At 49.6% G+C, this 19,180-nt stretch carries 18 protein-coding genes; 9 read left to right on the forward strand and 9 right to left on the reverse strand.

The window, feature by feature from the left end:
• The first annotated feature begins 255 nt into the window (after positions 1-255).
• Both ACYVIC_RS02605 and ACYVIC_RS02610 read left to right on the forward strand, forming a co-directional pair.
• Positions 256-1,170: a PAS domain-containing protein gene (locus ACYVIC_RS02605; protein WP_460857002.1), complete on the forward strand. Its 915-nt coding sequence runs from the start codon at positions 256-258 to the stop codon at positions 1,168-1,170.
• An 89-nt stretch (positions 1,171-1,259) separates the two neighbouring features.
• Positions 1,260-2,177 carry a M14 family metallopeptidase gene (locus ACYVIC_RS02610; protein ID WP_460857004.1) on the forward strand — a complete coding sequence of 306 codons (918 nt, stop codon included), beginning with the start codon at positions 1,260-1,262 and terminating at the stop codon, positions 2,175-2,177.
• Here the strand turns inward: ACYVIC_RS02610 and ACYVIC_RS02615 are convergent.
• From ACYVIC_RS02615 to ACYVIC_RS02625, 3 genes are all read right to left on the reverse strand, one after another.
• Positions 2,174-2,584 (reverse strand): hypothetical protein, encoded by a 411-nt coding sequence (locus tag ACYVIC_RS02615; RefSeq protein ID WP_460857006.1) that lies wholly within the window; start codon positions 2,582-2,584, stop codon positions 2,174-2,176. The genes ACYVIC_RS02610 and ACYVIC_RS02615 overlap by 4 nt on opposite strands.
• 1,072 nt (positions 2,585-3,656) lie before the next feature.
• On the reverse strand, positions 3,657-5,117 hold the full coding sequence (locus ACYVIC_RS02620) for an aminoacyl-histidine dipeptidase (protein WP_460857007.1): 1,461 nt from the start codon (positions 5,115-5,117) through the stop codon (positions 3,657-3,659).
• Between the two features lie 73 nt (positions 5,118-5,190).
• Positions 5,191-7,260, reverse strand: a complete 2,070-nt coding sequence (locus tag ACYVIC_RS02625; protein WP_460857009.1) for a site-specific recombinase — start codon at positions 7,258-7,260, stop codon at positions 5,191-5,193.
• 150 nt (positions 7,261-7,410) lie between these two features.
• Here ACYVIC_RS02625 and ACYVIC_RS02630 point away from each other — a divergent pair, with 150 nt between their 5' ends.
• The 7 genes from ACYVIC_RS02630 (at position 7,411) to recG (ending at position 14,501) form a co-directional block, all read left to right on the forward strand.
• Positions 7,411-7,893, forward strand: a complete 483-nt coding sequence (locus ACYVIC_RS02630) for a DUF4442 domain-containing protein (protein ID WP_460857011.1) — start codon at positions 7,411-7,413, stop codon at positions 7,891-7,893.
• Between the two features lie 76 nt (positions 7,894-7,969).
• Positions 7,970-8,602 carry a guanylate kinase gene (gmk, locus tag ACYVIC_RS02635; protein WP_460857013.1) on the forward strand — a complete coding sequence of 211 codons (633 nt, stop codon included), beginning with the start codon at positions 7,970-7,972 and terminating at the stop codon, positions 8,600-8,602.
• Positions 8,603-8,648: 46 nt separating this feature from the next.
• Positions 8,649-8,927, forward strand: coding sequence for a DNA-directed RNA polymerase subunit omega (rpoZ, locus tag ACYVIC_RS02640; RefSeq protein WP_460857015.1), 279 nt, complete (start codon positions 8,649-8,651; stop codon positions 8,925-8,927).
• A gap of 123 nt (positions 8,928-9,050) precedes the next feature.
• A complete protein-coding gene (gene spoT, locus ACYVIC_RS02645; protein WP_460857017.1) occupies positions 9,051-11,174 on the forward strand; it encodes a bifunctional GTP diphosphokinase/guanosine-3',5'-bis pyrophosphate 3'-pyrophosphohydrolase in 2,124 nt (707 codons plus the stop codon).
• A gap of 5 nt (positions 11,175-11,179) precedes the next feature.
• A complete protein-coding gene (locus ACYVIC_RS02650) occupies positions 11,180-11,572 on the forward strand; it encodes a RidA family protein (RefSeq protein WP_460857019.1) in 393 nt (130 codons plus the stop codon).
• A 92-nt stretch (positions 11,573-11,664) separates the two neighbouring features.
• Positions 11,665-12,420, forward strand: a complete 756-nt coding sequence (locus tag ACYVIC_RS02655; protein ID WP_460857022.1) for a substrate-binding periplasmic protein — start codon at positions 11,665-11,667, stop codon at positions 12,418-12,420.
• On the forward strand, positions 12,417-14,501 hold the full coding sequence (gene recG, locus ACYVIC_RS02660) for an ATP-dependent DNA helicase RecG (RefSeq protein WP_460857024.1): 2,085 nt from the start codon (positions 12,417-12,419) through the stop codon (positions 14,499-14,501). Before ACYVIC_RS02655 ends, recG begins: the two co-directional genes overlap by 4 nt.
• A 9-nt stretch (positions 14,502-14,510) precedes the next feature.
• Here recG and ACYVIC_RS02665 read toward each other — a convergent pair whose 3' ends face one another.
• From ACYVIC_RS02665 to ACYVIC_RS02690, 6 genes are all read right to left on the reverse strand, one after another.
• A complete protein-coding gene (locus ACYVIC_RS02665) occupies positions 14,511-14,957 on the reverse strand; it encodes a hypothetical protein (protein ID WP_460857025.1) in 447 nt (148 codons plus the stop codon).
• A gap of 92 nt (positions 14,958-15,049) precedes the next feature.
• Positions 15,050-15,181, reverse strand: coding sequence for a PLP-dependent transferase (locus ACYVIC_RS02670; RefSeq protein ID WP_460857226.1), 132 nt, complete (start codon positions 15,179-15,181; stop codon positions 15,050-15,052).
• A gap of 68 nt (positions 15,182-15,249) precedes the next feature.
• The gene (gene cysW / locus ACYVIC_RS02675) at positions 15,250-16,077 is read right to left on the reverse strand and encodes a sulfate/thiosulfate ABC transporter permease CysW (RefSeq protein WP_460857027.1); all 828 of its coding nucleotides are present in this window, start codon (positions 16,075-16,077) and stop codon (positions 15,250-15,252) included.
• On the reverse strand, positions 16,074-16,919 hold the full coding sequence (gene cysT, locus ACYVIC_RS02680; RefSeq protein ID WP_460857028.1) for a sulfate/thiosulfate ABC transporter permease CysT: 846 nt from the start codon (positions 16,917-16,919) through the stop codon (positions 16,074-16,076). Before cysT ends, cysW begins: the two co-directional genes overlap by 4 nt.
• Before the next feature lie 2 nt (positions 16,920-16,921).
• Positions 16,922-17,938, reverse strand: coding sequence for a thiosulfate ABC transporter substrate-binding protein CysP (gene cysP / locus ACYVIC_RS02685; RefSeq protein ID WP_460857030.1), 1,017 nt, complete (start codon positions 17,936-17,938; stop codon positions 16,922-16,924).
• 18 nt (positions 17,939-17,956) lie between these two features.
• Complete coding sequence (locus ACYVIC_RS02690) at positions 17,957-19,021, reverse strand: sulfate/molybdate ABC transporter ATP-binding protein (RefSeq protein WP_460857032.1); 1,065 nt, start codon at positions 19,019-19,021, stop codon at positions 17,957-17,959.
• Positions 19,022-19,180: the final 159 nt, after the last annotated feature.

The following is a 19,180-nucleotide window of genomic DNA, read 5'->3' on the forward strand; positions in this document are numbered from 1 at the left end:
TATAATACTTATATATTTAAAGTAAATGCTTCTGAATTTCACTTTTCGGTAACTATGTCGTTTTTTTAAATCTACTTTAGCTTAAGTCAATTAGGTTAATCGTACATAGATAGCTTTAGTGAAAAACAAAATGAAAATCAGTGTCCCTAGGTTAACTGCTGACAATTAGCGGTTATTTTTTCTTAATACTACACATTTAAAATCCACTTTAGCTACACTCTGGGTTTGCGTATTCGCTGTGGAGCTTTATAGCAGATGCAACTACCCGCACAACCGCACAACGAAGCTGAGCGTTTGCAGGCATTAGCAACGTCTGGCTTGCTTAATTGCCTGGCTGATGAGAGTTTTGACCGTATTACAAGGTTGGCGCAAGCGTTATTTGGTTGCAAGATTTCACTATGTACTTTAATCGACGAAAAAAAGCAGTGGTTTAAGTCTCGCCAGGGTACAGCACTAAAAGAGACCCCGCGTGATGTATCGTTTTGTGCCCACGCTATTTTTAATGACGATGTACTCTATGTGCCCGATGCCACACTGGATCTGCGCTTTGCTGATAACCCACTGGTAACCGGCTTACCTGCCATACGCTTGTATGCTGGTGTGCCATTACACTCGCCGCATGGCTTCCCGCTAGGCACCTTATGCATAATTGATGACATCCCCCGCGAGCTAAATGCGCTGCAACTTACCCTGCTGCAAGATTTAGCTGCACTGGCTGAGGCAGATATCGCTGCGCGTTTTAATCAACTTGCCCAGCAACGTAAACAGCAAGAGCTGCAAGCAGCCGACAATACCATTAAACGGCTGCAGAGCATTATAGACACCTCATTACTGGCCACCTGGGAGTGGAACGTGCAAACCGGCGACGTTATTTTTAATGAGCGCTGGGCGCAGCAACTTGGCTATGCGCTATACGAGTTGCTGCCACTGCATTTTGGCACCTGGGTACAACTGGTACACCCCGATGACAGAATACAAGCTGAACAGCTACTACAGCGCCATTTTGGCGGCGAACTGGAACACTACAAGCTGAATTGCCGGATGAAACATAAAGACGGCCACTGGGTATGGATTTTAACTCAAGGCCGCCTGGTAAGCCGCACCGAACAGGGTGCACCAAGGTTAATGGCGGGCACCCATCAACCGATCGCTGAACAGGACGGTAAATAAGCTGTAGCGCATAGCCGCTGCATAGCCACAATGCTATAGTCACGCCAAATTTTACGCCGCTAAAGGCGGCACCAGTAGAAGGTGACAGCATGGACAACATCTATCATATTGGCACAGTAGGCCAACGTTGGGGGCAGGCAGAGACGGCACAATGGCTTAGCGAGCAAAGTATTAAACGCAGCTTTTTTACTGAAGTATTACCGGCAGTTGAAGCACTGCAAAGCGGGTTTGATATTGTGCAATACGGCGAGCTGAATTATCAGCAGGTTTGCGGCAAAACTTACCCGTTATTGGCGGTTAAAAGCCGTAACTGGCAAGGCCACAAGCTCACAATTTTGGTTACCGGTGGTGTGCATGGCTACGAAACCAGCGGCGTGCATGGCGCGCTGCGGTTTTTACAAACTAAAGCACAAGCTTACAGCGACAAACTGAATATCCTGGTATTACCCTGTATCAGCCCCTGGGGTTATGAAACAATAAATCGCTGGACACCCGAGGCAGTAGATCCCAACCGTAGTTTTGGCCCAGATGGCCAGTCCAGCGAAGCACAACAGGTACGCCAGTATCTGGCCAGCCTGAATACGTCTTTTGCCCTGCATATCGACCTGCATGAAACAACAGATACCGATAACAGCGAGTTTCGCCCGGCCAAAGCTGCCCGTGATGGCACAGTAAATACCAACTGGAATATTCCGGATGGCTTTTACACCGTAGACGATAGCGAACACCCCTGCCCGGCGCTGCAAAAAGCCATTATCGACAGTGTGGCTAAAGTAACCCATATTGCCGAGCCAGATGAAAACGGCAAGTTGATTGGCGAACCGACACAACAAGCTGGCGTTATTAATTACGCTAAAGCCAGTTTAGGTTTATGTGGCAGCGTAACCGACGCTAAACTGGTTAGTACCACAGAAGTGTATCCGGATAGCGCAAGCGCTACACCAGAGCAATGTATTCAGGCTCAGGTTGCTGCCGTAACAGGCGGGCTGGATTATTTACTACGTTAGTCCTTTTGTTTATCGGCAAAGGCTTTCGCCCGGCGTAGGTACTTTATTACCCGGGCTTCAGCTTCGTTTATCGGCTCTTTACCGATATAAGTCGATTCTCGTTCCAGCTGTTGCTGCGCTTCAATATTTTCCTTAAACAGCAACATTTCCGCTTCTGATAGTTGCGACCACATACCGGTGCGGTCCGATGCCAGCTCACACTTGCGTGGTAAAGCTTCCAGCACCAAAATAGAGCCAAGAGAGTAAAACCGGCTATCGTAAATACAACCCAATAATTTGCCGCGATCAACAAACAGCTCCCAGGGTATACCGCCATTACCTATGGCAGCACCATCCTCTTTATCTACAAACGCCTGAGACTGCGCGCAGCAGCTAAGCAGCAATAATGGCAAGAGTCTGAAGTTCAATATAAGTATCCCTGAACATGGTAATGGCCGGCAGCTTAGCAAGCCGATAGCAACAGCTGCGTTTTTGTAAATTTAATGTACTAAATGTACAGCGACATACCTAAAACTACAACAGCTTATATCACCTGCCTACAGAGCTTGGAGAGAAACACGATTTTTTCTATCTGACAGTGGCGTCCGGATTATGAGCCGTATAAAAAGCAGGATAACTTTCTGACATACAAGCTGGAAGATGGCAACCTGAAGTGGGATGACTACACGATGATTTTTCCGGAAGAAGACCTTTATCACAATAGGCTAATCAAGCGTCGGGAATAACGGGTACTTAGTGTAATTCCCATAAACTATCAAAGTGCAATTATTTCTACCTAATTTTGCTTTATCATGCATACTTCTTAAAAACTTAACCATTTGATTTTTAAAAGGTCAACTTTCCGATTTCAATATATCATCTCCGTCGCTTTGCAAAACTGTAGCTAACTGTTCTAAGCTTGCCTCTGTCAACAAGACTGGATGAAACTTGTGGCTGTAGAAGTTGATACTCGATAGGAATATTGAAGTTGAGGATTTGCAAAATAATCATTTTTTAATAAAAAAGCTTGATAGGAAAAATAAATTTAACCGCAAAAAAAGTTTGCATTACACCAGCAATTTTTTGAGAGCGACTGCTGTAGTTAGTGAACACTAACCGCAAGAAACGCAGATTTTTATCTTCAATATCAAGCCTTGCAAGTTGTTTAGCTTCGCACTATCTTGTGATCAGTTTTTAGGTAGTACCTAAAACAAAAGGGGCAGCCCTAGGAAGCCGCCCCTTTATATGGTTCGTGAGATCGCTCTCACTAATTAGCCCTGATAGTGTCGGATAAGATCCTTGCATTGTCAACACAGAGCGGATCCCACGGTGTCTTCTAACCTAAGATCTGGAGTAGAATGCAATGTCATTTTTCCAATCCATCGCAGAAACAGTTATAGCGACATTATTTGTCCAGTGGCTGTCATCGTTAATGAATAAAAAGCAGTAAATTCAGGGGACCTAGGTCCCCCTTTTACTTAGTTTCGAGAATACTCTTACTTAACCGCGCTCGGGTATCCGTTCCAGTACCGCCAACAGTAACTGCCAGTATTGCCCTACGGTAGTGATATTGACCATTTCATCCGGCCCATGCGGAAAGCGGATAGTCGGGCCGATAGACACCATATCCATATCCGGGTACGGCTTTTTAAACAGGCCGCACTCAAGGCCAGCATGGATAACCATAATCACCGGCTCTTTGTGGTAAATGTCCTGATAGGTCTGGTTTACTATTGCCATTACCGCTGAGTCCGGGTTCGGTTTCCAGCCGGGGTAAGCACCGCTGAATTTCACTTGCGCACCCGCTAATTGCGCCAGTGAACTTAACATGCTCTCAACTTGCTCACGGCCGCTGTCGATTAACGAGCGGATTAAACACAACACCTGCACACTATTATCTTGTGTGGTGATGACACCCATATTTAATGAGGTTTCGGTAACGCCAGCCACTTCGTCGCTCATTCGCATTACGCCGTTAGGACATACGTTTAGCAGATTGATTAGCGTAGATTGCGCCTTGCTACTCAATACCTGTACCGGCAGTGTAGTTTCGCTCAGGCTTAATTTTAATGCCGGCTCTACCGCCGCTAACTCCAGCTTTAATAACGCTTCAAAGTCAGCAACCTGTTGTTGCAATTGTGGCAGTTTTGCCGCCGGTACCGTTAATAAAACACTGGCTTCACGCGGAATAGCGTTACGCAGCGAACCACCGTTAAACGCCGCTACAGACAGTTGTAAGTCTTGGGCATAATCGGCCAAAAAGCGCGCCAGCAGTTTATTGGCATTACCACGGCCCAGGTGAATATTTACGCCGGAATGGCCGCCTTTTAACCCGGTTAAGCTTAAGGTAAACGCTGTTACGCCGCTCGCCGCTGCCTGCCACTGTGCCGCTACGGTAAATTCCGCATCGACGCCACCGGCACAGCCCATGTAAATTTCACCTTCCTGTTCCGAGTCGGTGTTAATCAAAATTTCAGCTTGCAGCATGCCCGGCTCGACACCAAAAGCACCCGTCATACCGGCTTCTTCATCAATGGTTAGCAGCACTTCCAGCGGGCCGTGTTTAATCTCATCACTGCCCAGAATGGCGAGCGCCGACGCCATACCAATGCCGTTATCAGCACCCAGCGTAGTGCCCCTGGCTTTTACCCAATCGCCATCAACATAGGCGTCAATCGGGTCAGTGGTAAAATCATGTACTTTGTCGGCGTTTTTCTGCGGCACCATATCCAAATGCGCCTGTATAACCACAGTTTTGCGGTTTTCCATACCCGCTGTCGCGCTCTTTTTAATGATCAGGTTGCCGACTTTGTCTTCCAGCACACTTAAACCTTTGTCACGCGCCCAGGCCTGAATATGTTGGCTTAACGCTTGTTCGTGCTTGGAAGGGTGTGGAATGGCACAAATTTGGGCAAACCACTGCCATAACGGCTGCGGATATAAACTGGCTAATGCTGACACTAAGTACTCCGGAATACGCAGATAAAGGCCACTATTTTAGCACAGGCCGCCTACGGCCAGACAGCCGCGGGCGTTACTTATCCTGCATACTGGCCGTGTCAGCTTTTATTTCCACATTTACAGCAACTTTTGGCTCTGCTGCTTTGGTTGCCTCAGTTACCGTTTGCTTAACAGCATTTACCGGAAAAAACAGATTCAGCGGCTGCTGCCTGGCTTGCTCCCACAAGCTTTTTAACAGCAGTGGCAACTTACTGATGCTGGTACCACGTGCACGCAGCGCAACAGTCAATGCCAACGTAAAGCTAACCCATAAATTAACAAAGCCAATTAGCAATACAAACAGTAAGTTAAGCAAGAAGCTTAACACGCCAATTTCACCACTTACTGCACTGTAGCCCAGGTTAGCAGACGAAAACGCTACGTGACGAATATCCAGCGGTAAACCACTTAAATAACCAGCATAGCCGGTCATACCTAGCAGCATACCAAACAAAAAGTTACCCGCCAGCGCACCGTAGTTGTCGTGCAGATAGTTGGCAAATCGCTGCCTGGTACTGTCTGGTAGTAGCTTTTTCAACAAAGGGTGCTGATATAACCGCAGCCGAAGCTCCAGGCAGTTGGCGCGATTATCAAAAAAGCCGGCAATAATACCTGAGCAAAACAGCCACAGCCCAGCTATGGCAGCGTAGAACAACGCCAGCCCGCTAACAGGTGAAACAGCCGCCAACTGATAGGCCACCATATCACTCGTCAACAAGGCCGAGCCGGTTACCAGCCTGACCGCGATAGCAATACTGCTGGCCAATACTATGGCGACAGTAACATTGCCCCACACGGCAGCCCACTGCGAGCGGTTTACATCAATCAGCAGCGACGCCAGCTTTTTATTTACTGCCCTGCCGTTTTCACCGCGTTCTACTTCCTGCGCGAAACTGGCAGCTGTCATCGCCGGTTGTTTGGTCGCTATAACAAAGTGCAGCATATGAATTAGCACAAAACCCAAACCATAATTCAGGCTACTAAGCACTGCCTCATTAAACGGGCTAAAGCCCTGCTGCTGAATAGAAATTTTTATCAGTGCCATCAGCGCAATAATAACTCCGGCACCGGCGGCAGAGCGCATCAGGGCAAAAAAACTGCTTTTATCGCGGGTAATGTAGTGTTCACCATGGCCGCTTTTGTTGACCGTAATACTTTTTGACAGCATCTGGGTGCTGCTGCGCCACAAGGCGCCAATACTATTTTGTTCAGTACTGGCCTGCGCCAGTGTGCTGAATAAACTAAATAATTTGTCAGCTTGCGCTGCCCCGTCGCTTTGCAACAAGTCAACCAGTAGCACTATCCGGTCTAGCGTTTGCTCCAGCCGCTCCAACAAATGCGCCACCGATACCGAGCTACCCACTCCGGCACCTCTGCGGCGCAAACGCTCCAACTGATCGCGGGATTGTTCAATCATCACATCCAGATGCGCCGTATCCAACAGGGCTAGTTGTGGATCATGCAGCTTGTCACGGCCACTTTGTACAAACAGATTCATTTCGCGGCTTAGTGCAATAAAAGGCGAATCAATAGTGCTTAAACGCCGGTCCAGGCGCATTAAATCAGGTTCAATTTCTTCAGCAGCAACCCAAATTCCCAGCATTTCCAGCGCATACAAGCATTCTTCCTGAAAATGGCCGCGCATTTTTGCCACCAGTGCGGGATCAGCATTGGCGCACAACGCAGCAAAACAGCCCTGAATAGCCTCACTGCTTGACGGGCATAGCCATTGCGGCTGGTCTTTGCCATTAAACAATTGCACCAGCATATCTTTAAAATCGCTTTGATCGCGTGGTGCCGGGTTAACTCTCTCGTAAAGCCTTGAGGCCATTTCGCGGAAAAAACCACGCCGGGAAAACAAGCCGGAACTTACCAGCGCCGGGTAGATATTAACGTCACTTAGCCAGCTGAATAACAGCTGTGCTATCGCTGCGCTGTGTTTGGGGTTAGTTTGCAGCGCCTCTTGCAGTTTAGCGGCACGCTGGGCAGGATCTACCCCAAGGCCGTCATAGCTCAGCCAGTCAACCAATGCTGTTGCCAGCGTAACTGGACAGCGTTGCTCGGCAATGCTGCGCACCAGTGTCACTGCACCCAGTGTCTGCATATCGGTTTCCTGTTTGCGTAAAGAATGCTAACTATACCGGAAAAGCGGCCAAATCGTTTAATCTGATTCGCGGCAGTGTTGCAGCATTTGCTTTTGGTCTGACCAGTGTTAAGCTTCGACTTGTTAACTTTTGACACTTACGGACCTATTATGTTTTCTGCCTTAACCAAAGCTAACTGGGGTTTAAAATTCTTTGCCTGGCGCTACATACCGCTGATAGGCTTTTGCAAGCCAAAAATTATCCGTATGGACAGCACCACGCTTGAAGTCACCATGCCACACAGCTGGCGCACCAAAAACCATTTGGGCAGCATCTACTTTGGCGCTCTGGCCATAGGCGCTGATTTAGCCGGTGCTTTTCTGGTATTCAGCAAAGCCAGTGCCCGTGGCGTTAATGCCAACTTTGCTTTTAAAGATGTACAAGGCCAGTTTTTAAAACGCCCGGAAGCCACAGTACACTTTACCAGCCATGATGGTGCTGTAATTGATGCAATGATTGATCAATCGCTGGCGACAGGCGAACGCATTAACAAGCCGGTGTCGGTGGTGGTTACCTGCCCCAGTCTGCACGGTGACGAGCCGATGGCAACCTTTACCCTGACGCTATCGGTTAAAGCAAAACTAAAAAAATGATCTTATTTGCAGCAATAGCCAACAGCGTCTAAAATCCGCAGTCTTTGCGCAATATGCCCAAGCGAGCCTGAACCTTATGCAACATCTAGCCGGTAACCTGTTTATTATCTCTGCGCCCAGCGGCGCCGGTAAATCCAGTCTGATCCAGGCGTTGTTAAAACGCCACAGCGATATGCAGGTTAGCGTATCGCACACTACCCGCGCGCCGCGCCCGGGTGAGCAGGATGGCATGCACTATCATTTTGTCAGCGTGGATGAATTTAAAGCACTGATTGCCCAAGACGAGTTTTTCGAATGGGCTGAAGTATTCGGCAACTACTATGGCACTAGCAAAAGTAGTATTCGTGACAGTTTAAGCCGCGGCATTGACGTGTTTTTAGATATTGACTGGCAGGGAGCCCGTCAGATTAAAACACAGGAAGCGTCTGCGAAGGGTATCTTTATTCTGCCGCCGAGCTTAACCGAGCTGGAGCAACGCTTAAATAGCCGCGGCCAGGATTCAAGTGACGTTATCGCCAAACGGATGGCGCAGGCACACAGTGAAATGAGCCATGCCAGTGAATATGAGTATCTGATAATTAATGATAAGTTTGACACCGCGTTAAACGAGTTTGAACGCATAGTGCTGGCACATCGCAACAGTTATGGCAGCCAGAGCGCACGCCATCATGCGCTGCTGACGCAACTGTTGGCGAAATCAGCAAATTAGCGTAAACTATGCGGTCTTGTGAATACCCGCACACTCGGAGCAATAGATGGCACGCGTAACTGTTCAAGATGCAGTAGATAAAATTGGTAACCGTTTTGATTTAATTCTGGTGGCTGCACGCCGTGCCCGTCAGTTAGCGGTAGAAGGCAAAGAGCCGATGGTAGATATCGAAAACGATAAACCTACCGTGGTTGCACTGCGTGAAATTGAAAAAGGCTTCATTACTAATACAGTACTGGATGAGCAAGAGCGCCGCGAACAAATTCAGCAAGAAGCGTCTGAAATGGCAGCGGTAGCTGCAATTATCGGCTCAGATCAAGAATAAAGCCCCTCCGGATGCAGACCAGCGGCGTTTAGCCGTTGGCAACTGCGTTAAATAGACGTATATTCTTAATAAATCACTCGCTTAACGCCATATTGGCTTTGCTGTCGCAGTTTGGGAGCACAGGTGTATTTATTTGAAGGTCTGAAAAACCAGATTAGTGCTTATTTACCCCCCGAGCAGGTTGCCCTGGTGCAACAGGCTTATGTGGTGGCACGGGATGCGCACGCGCCGCAAACCCGCTCCAGCGGCGAACCCTATATTACCCATCCTGTTGCAGTGAGCAGTATTCTGGCCGACATGCATATGGATCACGAAACACTGATGGCGGCGCTGCTGCATGACGTGATTGAAGACACGCCGGTTAGCAAAGAAGAGTTAGCCAGCCAGTTTGGTGAAACCGTTGCAGAGCTGGTACAGGGCGTCAGCAAGCTCGACAAAGTTAAGTTTAAAGATTACCACGAGTTTGAAGTTACCAACCTGCAAAAAATGTTTATGGCGATGACCCAGGACATCCGGGTTATCTTAATTAAACTTGCTGACCGCACCCACAATATGCGCACCCTGGGCGCACTGCGGCCAGAAAAACGCCGCCGTATTGCCAAAGAAACGCTGGAATTGTACGCTCCCATCGCAAACCGACTCGGTATTCATAATATTAAAAACGAGCTGGAAGACTGGGGCTTTCAAGCGTTGTACCCTATGCGTTACCGCGCCCTTTCTACTGCGGTTAAGCAAGCCCGTGGCAACCGGCGTGAATTGCTGGAAAAAATTCAGTTTGAAATATTAGGCCGCTTAGAGCAAGCCGGCATTACCGCCGACGTTAGCGGCCGCGAAAAGCACCTGTACAGCATCTATCGCAAGATGAAAAACAAAGAACTGATGTTCAACGATGTAATGGACATCTATGCGTTTCGGGTAGTGGTTAGCAGTATAGACAACTGCTACCGCACTTTGGGTGTGGTACATAACCTGTACAAACCGATTGAAATACGTTTTAAAGATTATATTGCCATTCCAAAACAGAACGGCTATCAATCGCTGCATACCTCATTAATTGGCCCGCATGGTATTCCGGTAGAAATACAAATGCGTACCCGTGAAATGGACGAAACGGCAGATATGGGTATTGCCGCGCACTGGCTTTACAAAGCCAATGGCCAGGGGCAGGATACCACCGCCCAACTGCGCGCCCGGCGCTGGATGCAAAGCCTGCTCGAATTACAACAAAATGCTGGCAACAGTGCCGAATTTGTCGAAAATGTAAAATCTGAACTGTATCCGGATGAACTCTATGTGTTCTCACCCAAAGGCAAAATAGTTGAACTCCCCATAGGCGCCACAGCAGTAGATTTTGCCTATGCAGTACATACCGATATCGGTAACCGCTGTGTCGGTGCCAAAGTCGACCGCCGGCCCTATCCGCTGAACAAACCGCTGGAAACCGGCCAGACAGTAGAAATTATTACCAGCCCCGGCGGCAAGCCTAACGCGAACTGGCTTAACTACGTGGTAACCAGCCGTGCTATTTTAGGTATTCGTAACTATCTGAAAAAACAGCAGCAAAATGAATCTATCAGCCTGGGCCGACGCCTACTCAGCTCGGCGCTGGGTGAAGTAAAGCTGGAAGATATCGCACCAGAGCAAATAGAACAGGTGCTACAAAACAGCAAACAAAAATCACTGGACGAACTGTGCAGTGACATTGGCCTGGGTAACCAACTGGCAATAGCCGTAGCGCGCCGCTTACTTGGCGAGTTTGAATCGGATGATTCAGCAGCAAAAGAAGCCGCAGGGCCATTGCCGAAGAGTAAAACCTTTATTATCGGCTCTGAAGGCATGTTACTCACTTTTGCTAAGTGCTGCCGGCCAATACCGGGCGATGAAATTATCGCCAGCGCCACGCCGGGTAAAGGGTTGAATGTGCACCGCGCCGACTGCCGCAATATTAAAGGCTGGGATAAAGAGCCGGGTAAGTTTTTCCCGGTGCGCTGGGATAAAACCGGTGATAAACAATTCTTGTGTGATATCCGCGTGTTTATTGTTAACCGTCAGGGCGTGTTAGCCAAGCTAACTACACTGATTGCCTCACAAGACTCTAATATTCAAGACCTCGCTACCGACGACAGGGATACCGGCGAGTATGTGATTAAAATAACCCTGTCGGTACGCGACAGGGTGCACCTGGCCAACGTGATGCGCAAAATCCGCGTGATGGCCGATGTGCAAAAAGTTTACAGAAGGAAATAAACAAAATGTCTAAAGTGATTATTCGTACCAACGATGCGCCAGCAGCCATCGGCACTTACAGCCAGGCGGTAAAAATTGGTACTACTGTTTACCTGTCTGGCCAGATCCCCTTGGTACCTGCCAGCATGCAAATGGTGTCAGAGAATTTTTCTGAGCAAACCCATCAGGTGTTTAAAAACCTGGCTGCGGTGTGTGATGCGGCCGGCGGCAGTTTAAACGACATGGTCAAGGTTAATATCTTCCTTACTGACCTTAGCCAGTTTGCTACGGTAAACCAGATTATGAGCGAATATTTTGCCGAACCCTATCCGGCGCGTGCTGCTGTGCAAGTATCCGCGCTGCCACGTGGAGCACAAATTGAAATTGATGGCGTTATGGAAGTGCCATCTACACATTAATGATGACCATACTGCGCTGCTGTTACGCTGTTTCCGTACTTTGCCTGACACTCAGCCTGCTTAGCATTGCGGCTGTGCGCGCCGAGGAGCCAGTGGCAGCTACAAACGCCTCGGAGCCTCAGCTGGTTTGGTGCCTGGACCATTTTTCGCGTTTTCATCATTATGAAGATACCGTTGAGCCCTACGGCCCATCCGTTGATTTAATGCGGGAGCTGGCGAAACGTGCCGGTTTTAGTTTACGTTTCTCTCCGCGCACTACCGCAGCACGCTGTTTACGTTTAATGGCTGAAGGTAAGGTCGATTTAATGTCAAACCTGAGGTTCAGCGATGAACGAAACAGTACGATGTTTATGTTGCCTTACAACAAAACAGTACCGGAAAGCCTGTTTTTACGTTACGACGACAGACGCAACATCGACACAGAAGCACAGCTGCAGCACTTAACTTTGGTTAGCATTCGCAGTTATCTGTACTCCCCTAGCGTAATGGCATTTCTTAAACAACATCCACGTCAAACGGTGACTGTAGATTCTATCGAAGCCGGACTGGAAATGCTGCTGCGAGGCAGGGTCGACGGCTTGATATCGCCGACCGTCAGTACCTCAGATGCTATAAATACTACCAGTAGCTATCGCCACCGCTTTCGTATCGCTACCCTGAATTTAAGCGGTGGCAGTAATAGCTACATTCATATTGCGCTATCACGCTCCAGTTCGAACGCAGTGCTAGAACCTGTGCTACGTAAACATTTAGACGACATGGTCGCAGACGGCACAGTAGCGCGCTTATATGATAAGGCTATTGCTCAAAGTACCTTGTTGCCACCGTTACCAATGCAACCCCGATGACTGATATTACCCCACTGGCGGCACGTGCCGTTACTGCCATTAAAGGCGTTGGCGCCAAAGTTACCGAACGTTTGCACAAACTGGGAATTGTCAGTTTACAGGACATCTTGTTTCACCTGCCGCTACGTTATGAAGACCGTACCCGTATTTACGCCATTGCCGATTTAATGCCGCTGATGCATGGCACCGTGCTGGGCGAAGTGGTTAGCAGTGAAATTCAAATGGGTAAAAGGCGCAGCTGGCTGGTAAAAATTAAAGACGGCAGCGGTTATCTGACACTACGCTTTTTCCACTTTAGCGCCGCCCAGAAAAACGCTGTCACGCCTGGCGTATTACTGCGCTGCTTTGGCGAGGCCAAACGCGGCCCCCGCGGGCTGGAAATGCTGCACCCGGAATATCGTGTACACAACGACGAACTGCTGACCGAAGTCAACGAAACCTTAACGCCGATTTACCCCACCACTGAAGGCCTGCGTCAGGCTACCTGGCGTAATCTAACTGATGCTGCCTTGCAGCATTTACAGCGCAGCCCGCCAGAAGAATACCTCAGTGCCGACTTGCTGCACCAGAGATGGTCGTTAACCGAAGCTCTCACTTATATTCACCGGCCACCGCCAGATGCCAGCCTGCAACTGCTGGAGTTGGGCAAACACCCGGCACAGCAGCGGCTAATTGTAGAAGAGTTAGTCGCACAGCAGCTGAGCATGTATAAATTACGCAGCCAAAGCCAGCAGCAACAGGCCATAGCGCTACAAACCAACACGCCGCTTGAGCAACGATTTTTAGCAGCTCTGCCATTTTCACCTACGCAAGCTCAGCAGCGGGTAACCAGCGAAATACGCCACGATTTAAGCCAAACGCTACCGATGCTGCGCCTGGTGCAAGGCGATGTCGGCTCGGGTAAGACGCTCGTTGCGGCACTGGCAGCACTGACCGCTATTGGCAGTGGCTATCAGGTGGCTCTGATGGCACCAACAGAGCTATTGGCCGAGCAACACGCCGCTAACTTTGCCCGCTGGTTTACGCCGCTGGATATCAGCGTAGCCTGGCTGGGTGGTAAAACCAAAGGCAAAGCACGGCACGCCACGCTTGGCGCAATTAGCGATGGCAGTGCACAAATGGTGGTGGGTACCCACGCCCTATTTCAGCAGCAGGTAGAGTTCAAGGCTTTAACACTAATAATTATTGACGAGCAGCACCGCTTTGGCGTGCATCAACGCTTGGCATTGCGGGAAAAAGGTGGCATCGAGGGTAAGTATCCGCACCAACTGGTGATGACTGCCACGCCGATACCGCGCACCCTGGCCATGACCGCCTATGCCGACTTGGATACCTCAATTATTGATGAACTGCCACCGGGCCGCACGCCGGTAACTACCGTAGCGATACCCGATACACGGCGCGATGATATTATAGAGCGGGTGCGCAGTGCGGTAAAAACCGAGCAACGTCAGGCCTATTGGGTCTGTACCTTAATTGAAGAGTCAGAAACCCTGCAATGTCAGGCCGCAGAAGATACTTTAGTGAATTTACAACAAGCCCTGCCCGACTTACGTATTGGTTTAGTGCATGGCCGGTTAAAAGCCGCAGAAAAACAAGCGGTAATGCAGCAATTTAGTGCCGCCGAGCTGGACTTGCTGGTTGCTACCACGGTAATTGAAGTCGGCGTAGACGTACCCAACTCCAGTTTAATGATTATTGAAAACCCCGAGCGGCTGGGTTTAGCCCAGCTACACCAGCTGCGCGGTCGGGTTGGCCGCGGTAGCACCGCCTCGCACTGTGTACTGCTGTACCATGCGCCTTTATCAAAAACCGCACAAGCACGGCTTGGCGTGCTGCGTGACAGTAACGATGGCTTTGTTATTGCCCAGCGTGATTTAGAAATACGCGGCCCCGGCGAATTACTCGGCACCCGCCAAACCGGGGTATTGCAGTTTAAAATTGCCGACTTAAGCCGTGACGCTGACCTGCTGCCACAAGCACAGCAAATTGCCACCACGCTATGGCAGCAAGACAAAATCGCCAGCGAGCAGTTAATTAAACGCTGGCTGGCAAACAAAGAGATTTATGGTAATGCCTAACGCTAATTGTCAGAACTGATAGCCCAATTCAAAGGCAATAACACCTTTGGTTTGTGTCTTGCCGTTGCTGGAATAAAAAGCGCCTTTATCCTCGCGCAAAGCGCCTATAGAGAACCCGAGCCGAACACCTGAATTCGCAAAACCTGACGGGTAATACTGGTAAGTTGCCACCAGAAAGCCATCTTCTGCGGTGAGATCTTCTATGCCAGTTGCCAGACCAACACTGTGCTTTCGGCCATCATCCAAGCTATGTTGCACGCCTATTGCAACACCAACTACGCCAAGCGCAGCCGTCCATTTAATATCATCCTGTAGCCACTGATATTGCGCACCAATTAAACCACCAGAACCATAACCATGACCGATAGACCAATTGCTTTCAGCTTTTGCCGCAAAAGCAGACAGCAACAGCGTGCTCAGGAGCAGGCCTTTTGCGCTCAACATTAAATTACTCATAACATCCTGTTTATTATATTACTCAAAGTGCTACACAATAATCAGTCAGTGAAATAATGCAAGCTTATTATCAGCTTAGGTGATTGCATTATTTACTTCGCTAACAGCGCTTGTTGCAGATCTGTAATCAGGTCACCTGGGTCTTCTTCATCAATACTCAGCCGGATAAGAACGTCCGTTACTCCGGTAGCTAAGCGACTGGCTGCATACATCGCGGCATGAATGGTGCTGGCCCGCTATGTTGCCTGCATGGTGGCGTATGCTACCTCAGCAGACACGCACACGAAGCTGTTTATTCCTGCCGCGCCAACTTCCACTGTAAAAATGCTTTTACCACCAGCGTGGCAATGGCAATTAACGTCAGCAAGGCCGCCGCAATAAAGGCGCCGGCGGTATTGTAGTCTTGCTGCAACAACTCGATATGCAGCGGCAGGGTGTTAGTTTGGCCGCGAATAGTACCGGACACTACCGACACCGCACCAAATTCACCCACAGCCCGGGCATTAGTTAAAATAACGCCGTACAACAACGCCCAGCGGATATTAGGCAACGTAATGTGCCAAAACACCTGCCAGCCACTGGCGCCTAACAGCACGGCGGCCTCTTCCTGCTCGGTGCCTAAGGTTGACATCAGCGGTACCAATTCCCTTACCACAAAGGGGCAGGAGACAAACACTGTTACCATCACCAGGCCCGGCCAGGCAAACATCAGCTGCACATCGTGTTGATCCAGCAAACTGGCAAAAGGGCCATTACTGCCATACAGCAACAGATACAGTAAACCGGCGACTACCGGCGACACGGCAAACGGAATATCAATCAGGGTTAGCAATAAGCGCCGGCCGGGGAAGCTAAACCGTGTAACACACCAGGCGATAAGCGTGCCGAAGATCAGGTTTATTGGCACCGTTAAACCGGCTACCAATAGCGTTAAACCAATAGCGTGCAGCATATCGGGTTCAGCCAGATTACGCCACACCCCACCAATGCCGGCGGAAAACGCCGCCACAAAAATAAAAATCAGCGGCACCACCAGCAAAAGCAGTGTTAACACCACGCCTGCGCTTATTAACAGCGGCCGCAGCCAGCGCTGGCGGCTATTCAATGATGTTTGGCTCATTTGGGCCCACCGGTAATATGTTGATAACGCTGTTGCATGCCATTAATGATAAACAGCAGCACTAAGGATACCAGCAACACCACACTGGCAATTGCCGCGGCGGCAGCATAGTCAAATTCCTGTAACCGGACAAAAATCATCAGTGAGGTCACCTCAGTTTGCCACGGCAAATTACCGGCAATAAAAATAACCGCACCAAATTCGCCCAGACTGCGGGTAAACGCCAAAGCAGTACCGGTAAATAACGCCGGCTTTATTTCCGGCAGTATCACCTTAAAGAAAGTTTGCAGCGGGCTGGCGCCCAGAGTCGCTGAGGCTTCTTCGTATTCTGGGCCAAACTCTTCCAGTACCGGCTGTACGGTGCGCACCACAAAAGGCACACTGGTAAAGGTCATCGCCACCACAATACCCAGCCAGGCATAGGACACTTTAATATCCCATAGCGCCAGATATTGCCCAAACCAGCCCTGAGTTGAAAATACTGCCGCCAGGGTTAAACCGGCTACTGCAGTAGGTAGCGCAAAGGGCAAGTCCATTAAGCCATCCAGCAGGACCCGGCCAGGGAAGCGGTAACGGGTTAGGATCCAGGCCATTAACAGGCCAAAAAACAAGTTAAACATACTGGCCACGGCAGCCGCTGAGGCGGTGACTTTGTATGAGGCGACCACGCGCGGGTCACTGATAATCGCCCAATACTGCGCCCAGCTTAACTCCGCGGTTTGCACCACTAAACCGGTAATCGGCAGCAAGATCACCAGACTGATAAAAAACAAGCTGCTGCCAAGGCTGATGCCAAAGCCCGGCAGCACGCGTTTGCTGTTATTACTGCGATAAAAGGTCACGGTTAACGCTTGCCCTGTGCCAGCAGTTTATCCAGCAGTGCGCCACTGGCAAAGTGCTGTTGCTGCACCTGCTCCCAGCTGCCGAATATCTGCTCTACCGTAAATAAGCTGGTTGGCGGGAACTGCGCTTTGGTCGCTTCAATAACGTCCGGGTTGTGCACCCGGTAGAAATAGCGCGCCAGCACTTGTTGTGCTTCTTTGCTGTATAAATATTGCAGGTAGGCTTTAGCCTGCTTTTCTGTGCCGTTGCGGGCAATATTACGGTCTATCCAGGCCACCGGGAACTCGGCCAGCACATTGGTTGGCGGCACAACACGTTCAAACTGCTGGTCCGGATACTGGGCAATAATATTGTTTACTTCCGACTCAAAGGTGATCAACACATCACCCAATTCACGGTCGACAAAAGAGGTAGTAGCACCGCGGCCACCGGTATCAAACACCACCACGCGGCTTAAAAAAGTTTGCAGCCACTGTTGTGCTTTTTGTTCATCGTTATCAAAACGTGCCAACGCATCACCGTATGCACCCAGGTAAGTATATCGGGCATTGCCGGACGTTTTCGGGTTTGGAAATACCAGACCGACATTATCCTTGGTTAAATCTGCCCAGCTACTGATTTGCTTAGGGTTACCCTTACGTACCAGAAATGCCATGGTGGAATAATACGGCGAGCTGTTATTGGCCAGGCGGTCGCGCCAGTCAGCTGGCAGTAAGTTACCGCGCTGATGCAGAATATCAATGTCGGTACTTTGGTTAAATGTCACCACGTCAGCCCGTAAGCCCTGAATAATCGCCTGTGCCTGGCGCGATGAACCTCCATGCGACTGCTTTATTTCCAAGGTTTCGCCGGTTTGCTGCTGGTAATGCGCAATAAACAGCGGGTTTATCTCGGCAAACAGCTCGCGGGCGATATCATAACTGCTGTTTAACAGCTCCTTCGCTGTTGCCGGTGCCGCCAGCAATGCCGCCAGCACTGCCGCTAACAGCTGCAGGGTAAACTTTTTTGTGTGCTGCATAATGGGTATTCCTTTTACTTAAATGCCTTCACCGAGGAAGACTTTGCTGTAACGCGGCTGGATCCAGGCAATGTCGCCCTGTGCCAACTGTAATTGTTTAAACTGCTCTTTGGGTAATTCAATATGAATAAGTTGTTGGTCGGTATCACTAAGCACCTCTAACCGTGCCACCGGCCCGACTATCGTCACTAAATCCAGCGTCACTTTTAAACTATCACTTAGCGGTGCTTTAAAGACGTCAATTTCATGCGGCCGTACATAGGCTAAACCTTGCTGCTCGTCGCTATTGGAATGTTCGGGTGACGCCAATTGAACCTGGCCAATAGTTGATTGGCCTTGTTTTACTCTGGCATGGAATAAATTTACATTACCCAAAAACTCGTACACGAAGGGATTCGCCGGGTTGTCGTAAACCTGCTCGGGTGTGCCGTCCTGCTCTATGGCGCCCTTGTTCATTACCACTATGCGGTCGGCCACTTCCAGTGCTTCTTCCTGATCGTGGGTAACAAAGACGCTGGTAACATGGATTTCGTCATGCAAACGGCGCAGCCAGCGTCGCAGCTCGGCACGTACCTTAGCGTCCAGCGCGCCAAAGGGTTCATCCAGCAGCAGCACTTTGGGCTCTACGGCTAGGGCGCGAGCCAGCGCAATACGCTGGCGCTGGCCACCGGATAACTGCGCCGGATAGCGATCAGCCGTCCAGTCCAGCTGCACCAGTTGCAGCAAGTTATGTACTTTTTTCGCTATTTCGGCTTTGTTCGGCCGCAATTTCTTTGGCTTTACCGTTAAACCATAGGCAACATTCTCAAATACCGTCATATGTTTAAACAGTGCATAGTGCTGAAACACAAAGCCCACACCACGTTCAGACACATGCTGGCCGGTAATATCCTGGTTGTTAAAATGAATGCGGCCGTTATCGGCTTGCTCCAGCCCGGCAATAATGCGCAGCAAGGTGGTTTTGCCCGAGCCGGACGGCCCCAACAGCGCGGTCAGCTCGCCGGTTTTAATCGCCAGGTTAACGTTATCTACTGCGACAAAGTCACCAAAACGCTTGTTTACCTGCTCAATACTGATACTCATACCCTGTTAATCCTGTTGTGTATCCGCGCTGCATGGGCACCCGGCATGATCTGCACCTTAACGGCACGACGTTATCGTTATAATAAACGCAATTATAAATAACCAATAAATAGCCAATTACGATTGGGTATACCAAAAGGAAATAAGAGTGCGGTTAAC

This window comes from Rheinheimera gaetbuli (assembly GCF_054781935.1).

Bases quoted from the DNA above. Each gene is read 5' to 3' on its own strand.
- ACYVIC_RS02605 (WP_460857002.1), top strand. From the start codon at position 256: ATGCAACTACCCGCACAACCGCACAACGAAGCTGAGCGTTTGCAGGCA.
- ACYVIC_RS02610 (WP_460857004.1), top strand. From the start codon at position 1,260: ATGGACAACATCTATCATATTGGCACAGTAGGCCAACGTTGGGGGCAG.
- ACYVIC_RS02625 (WP_460857009.1), bottom strand. From the start codon at position 7,260: ATGCAGACACTGGGTGCAGTGACACTGGTGCGCAGCATTGCCGAGCAA.
- ACYVIC_RS02630 (WP_460857011.1), top strand. From the start codon at position 7,411: ATGTTTTCTGCCTTAACCAAAGCTAACTGGGGTTTAAAATTCTTTGCC.
- gmk (WP_460857013.1), top strand. From the start codon at position 7,970: ATGCAACATCTAGCCGGTAACCTGTTTATTATCTCTGCGCCCAGCGGC.
- rpoZ (WP_460857015.1), top strand. From the start codon at position 8,649: ATGGCACGCGTAACTGTTCAAGATGCAGTAGATAAAATTGGTAACCGT.
- ACYVIC_RS02650 (WP_460857019.1), top strand. From the start codon at position 11,180: ATGTCTAAAGTGATTATTCGTACCAACGATGCGCCAGCAGCCATCGGC.
- recG (WP_460857024.1), top strand. From the start codon at position 12,417: ATGACTGATATTACCCCACTGGCGGCACGTGCCGTTACTGCCATTAAA.
- ACYVIC_RS02665 (WP_460857025.1), bottom strand. From the start codon at position 14,957: ATGAGTAATTTAATGTTGAGCGCAAAAGGCCTGCTCCTGAGCACGCTG.
- cysW (WP_460857027.1), bottom strand. From the start codon at position 16,077: ATGAGCCAAACATCATTGAATAGCCGCCAGCGCTGGCTGCGGCCGCTG.
- cysP (WP_460857030.1), bottom strand. From the start codon at position 17,938: ATGCAGCACACAAAAAAGTTTACCCTGCAGCTGTTAGCGGCAGTGCTG.
- ACYVIC_RS02690 (WP_460857032.1), bottom strand. From the start codon at position 19,021: ATGAGTATCAGTATTGAGCAGGTAAACAAGCGTTTTGGTGACTTTGTC.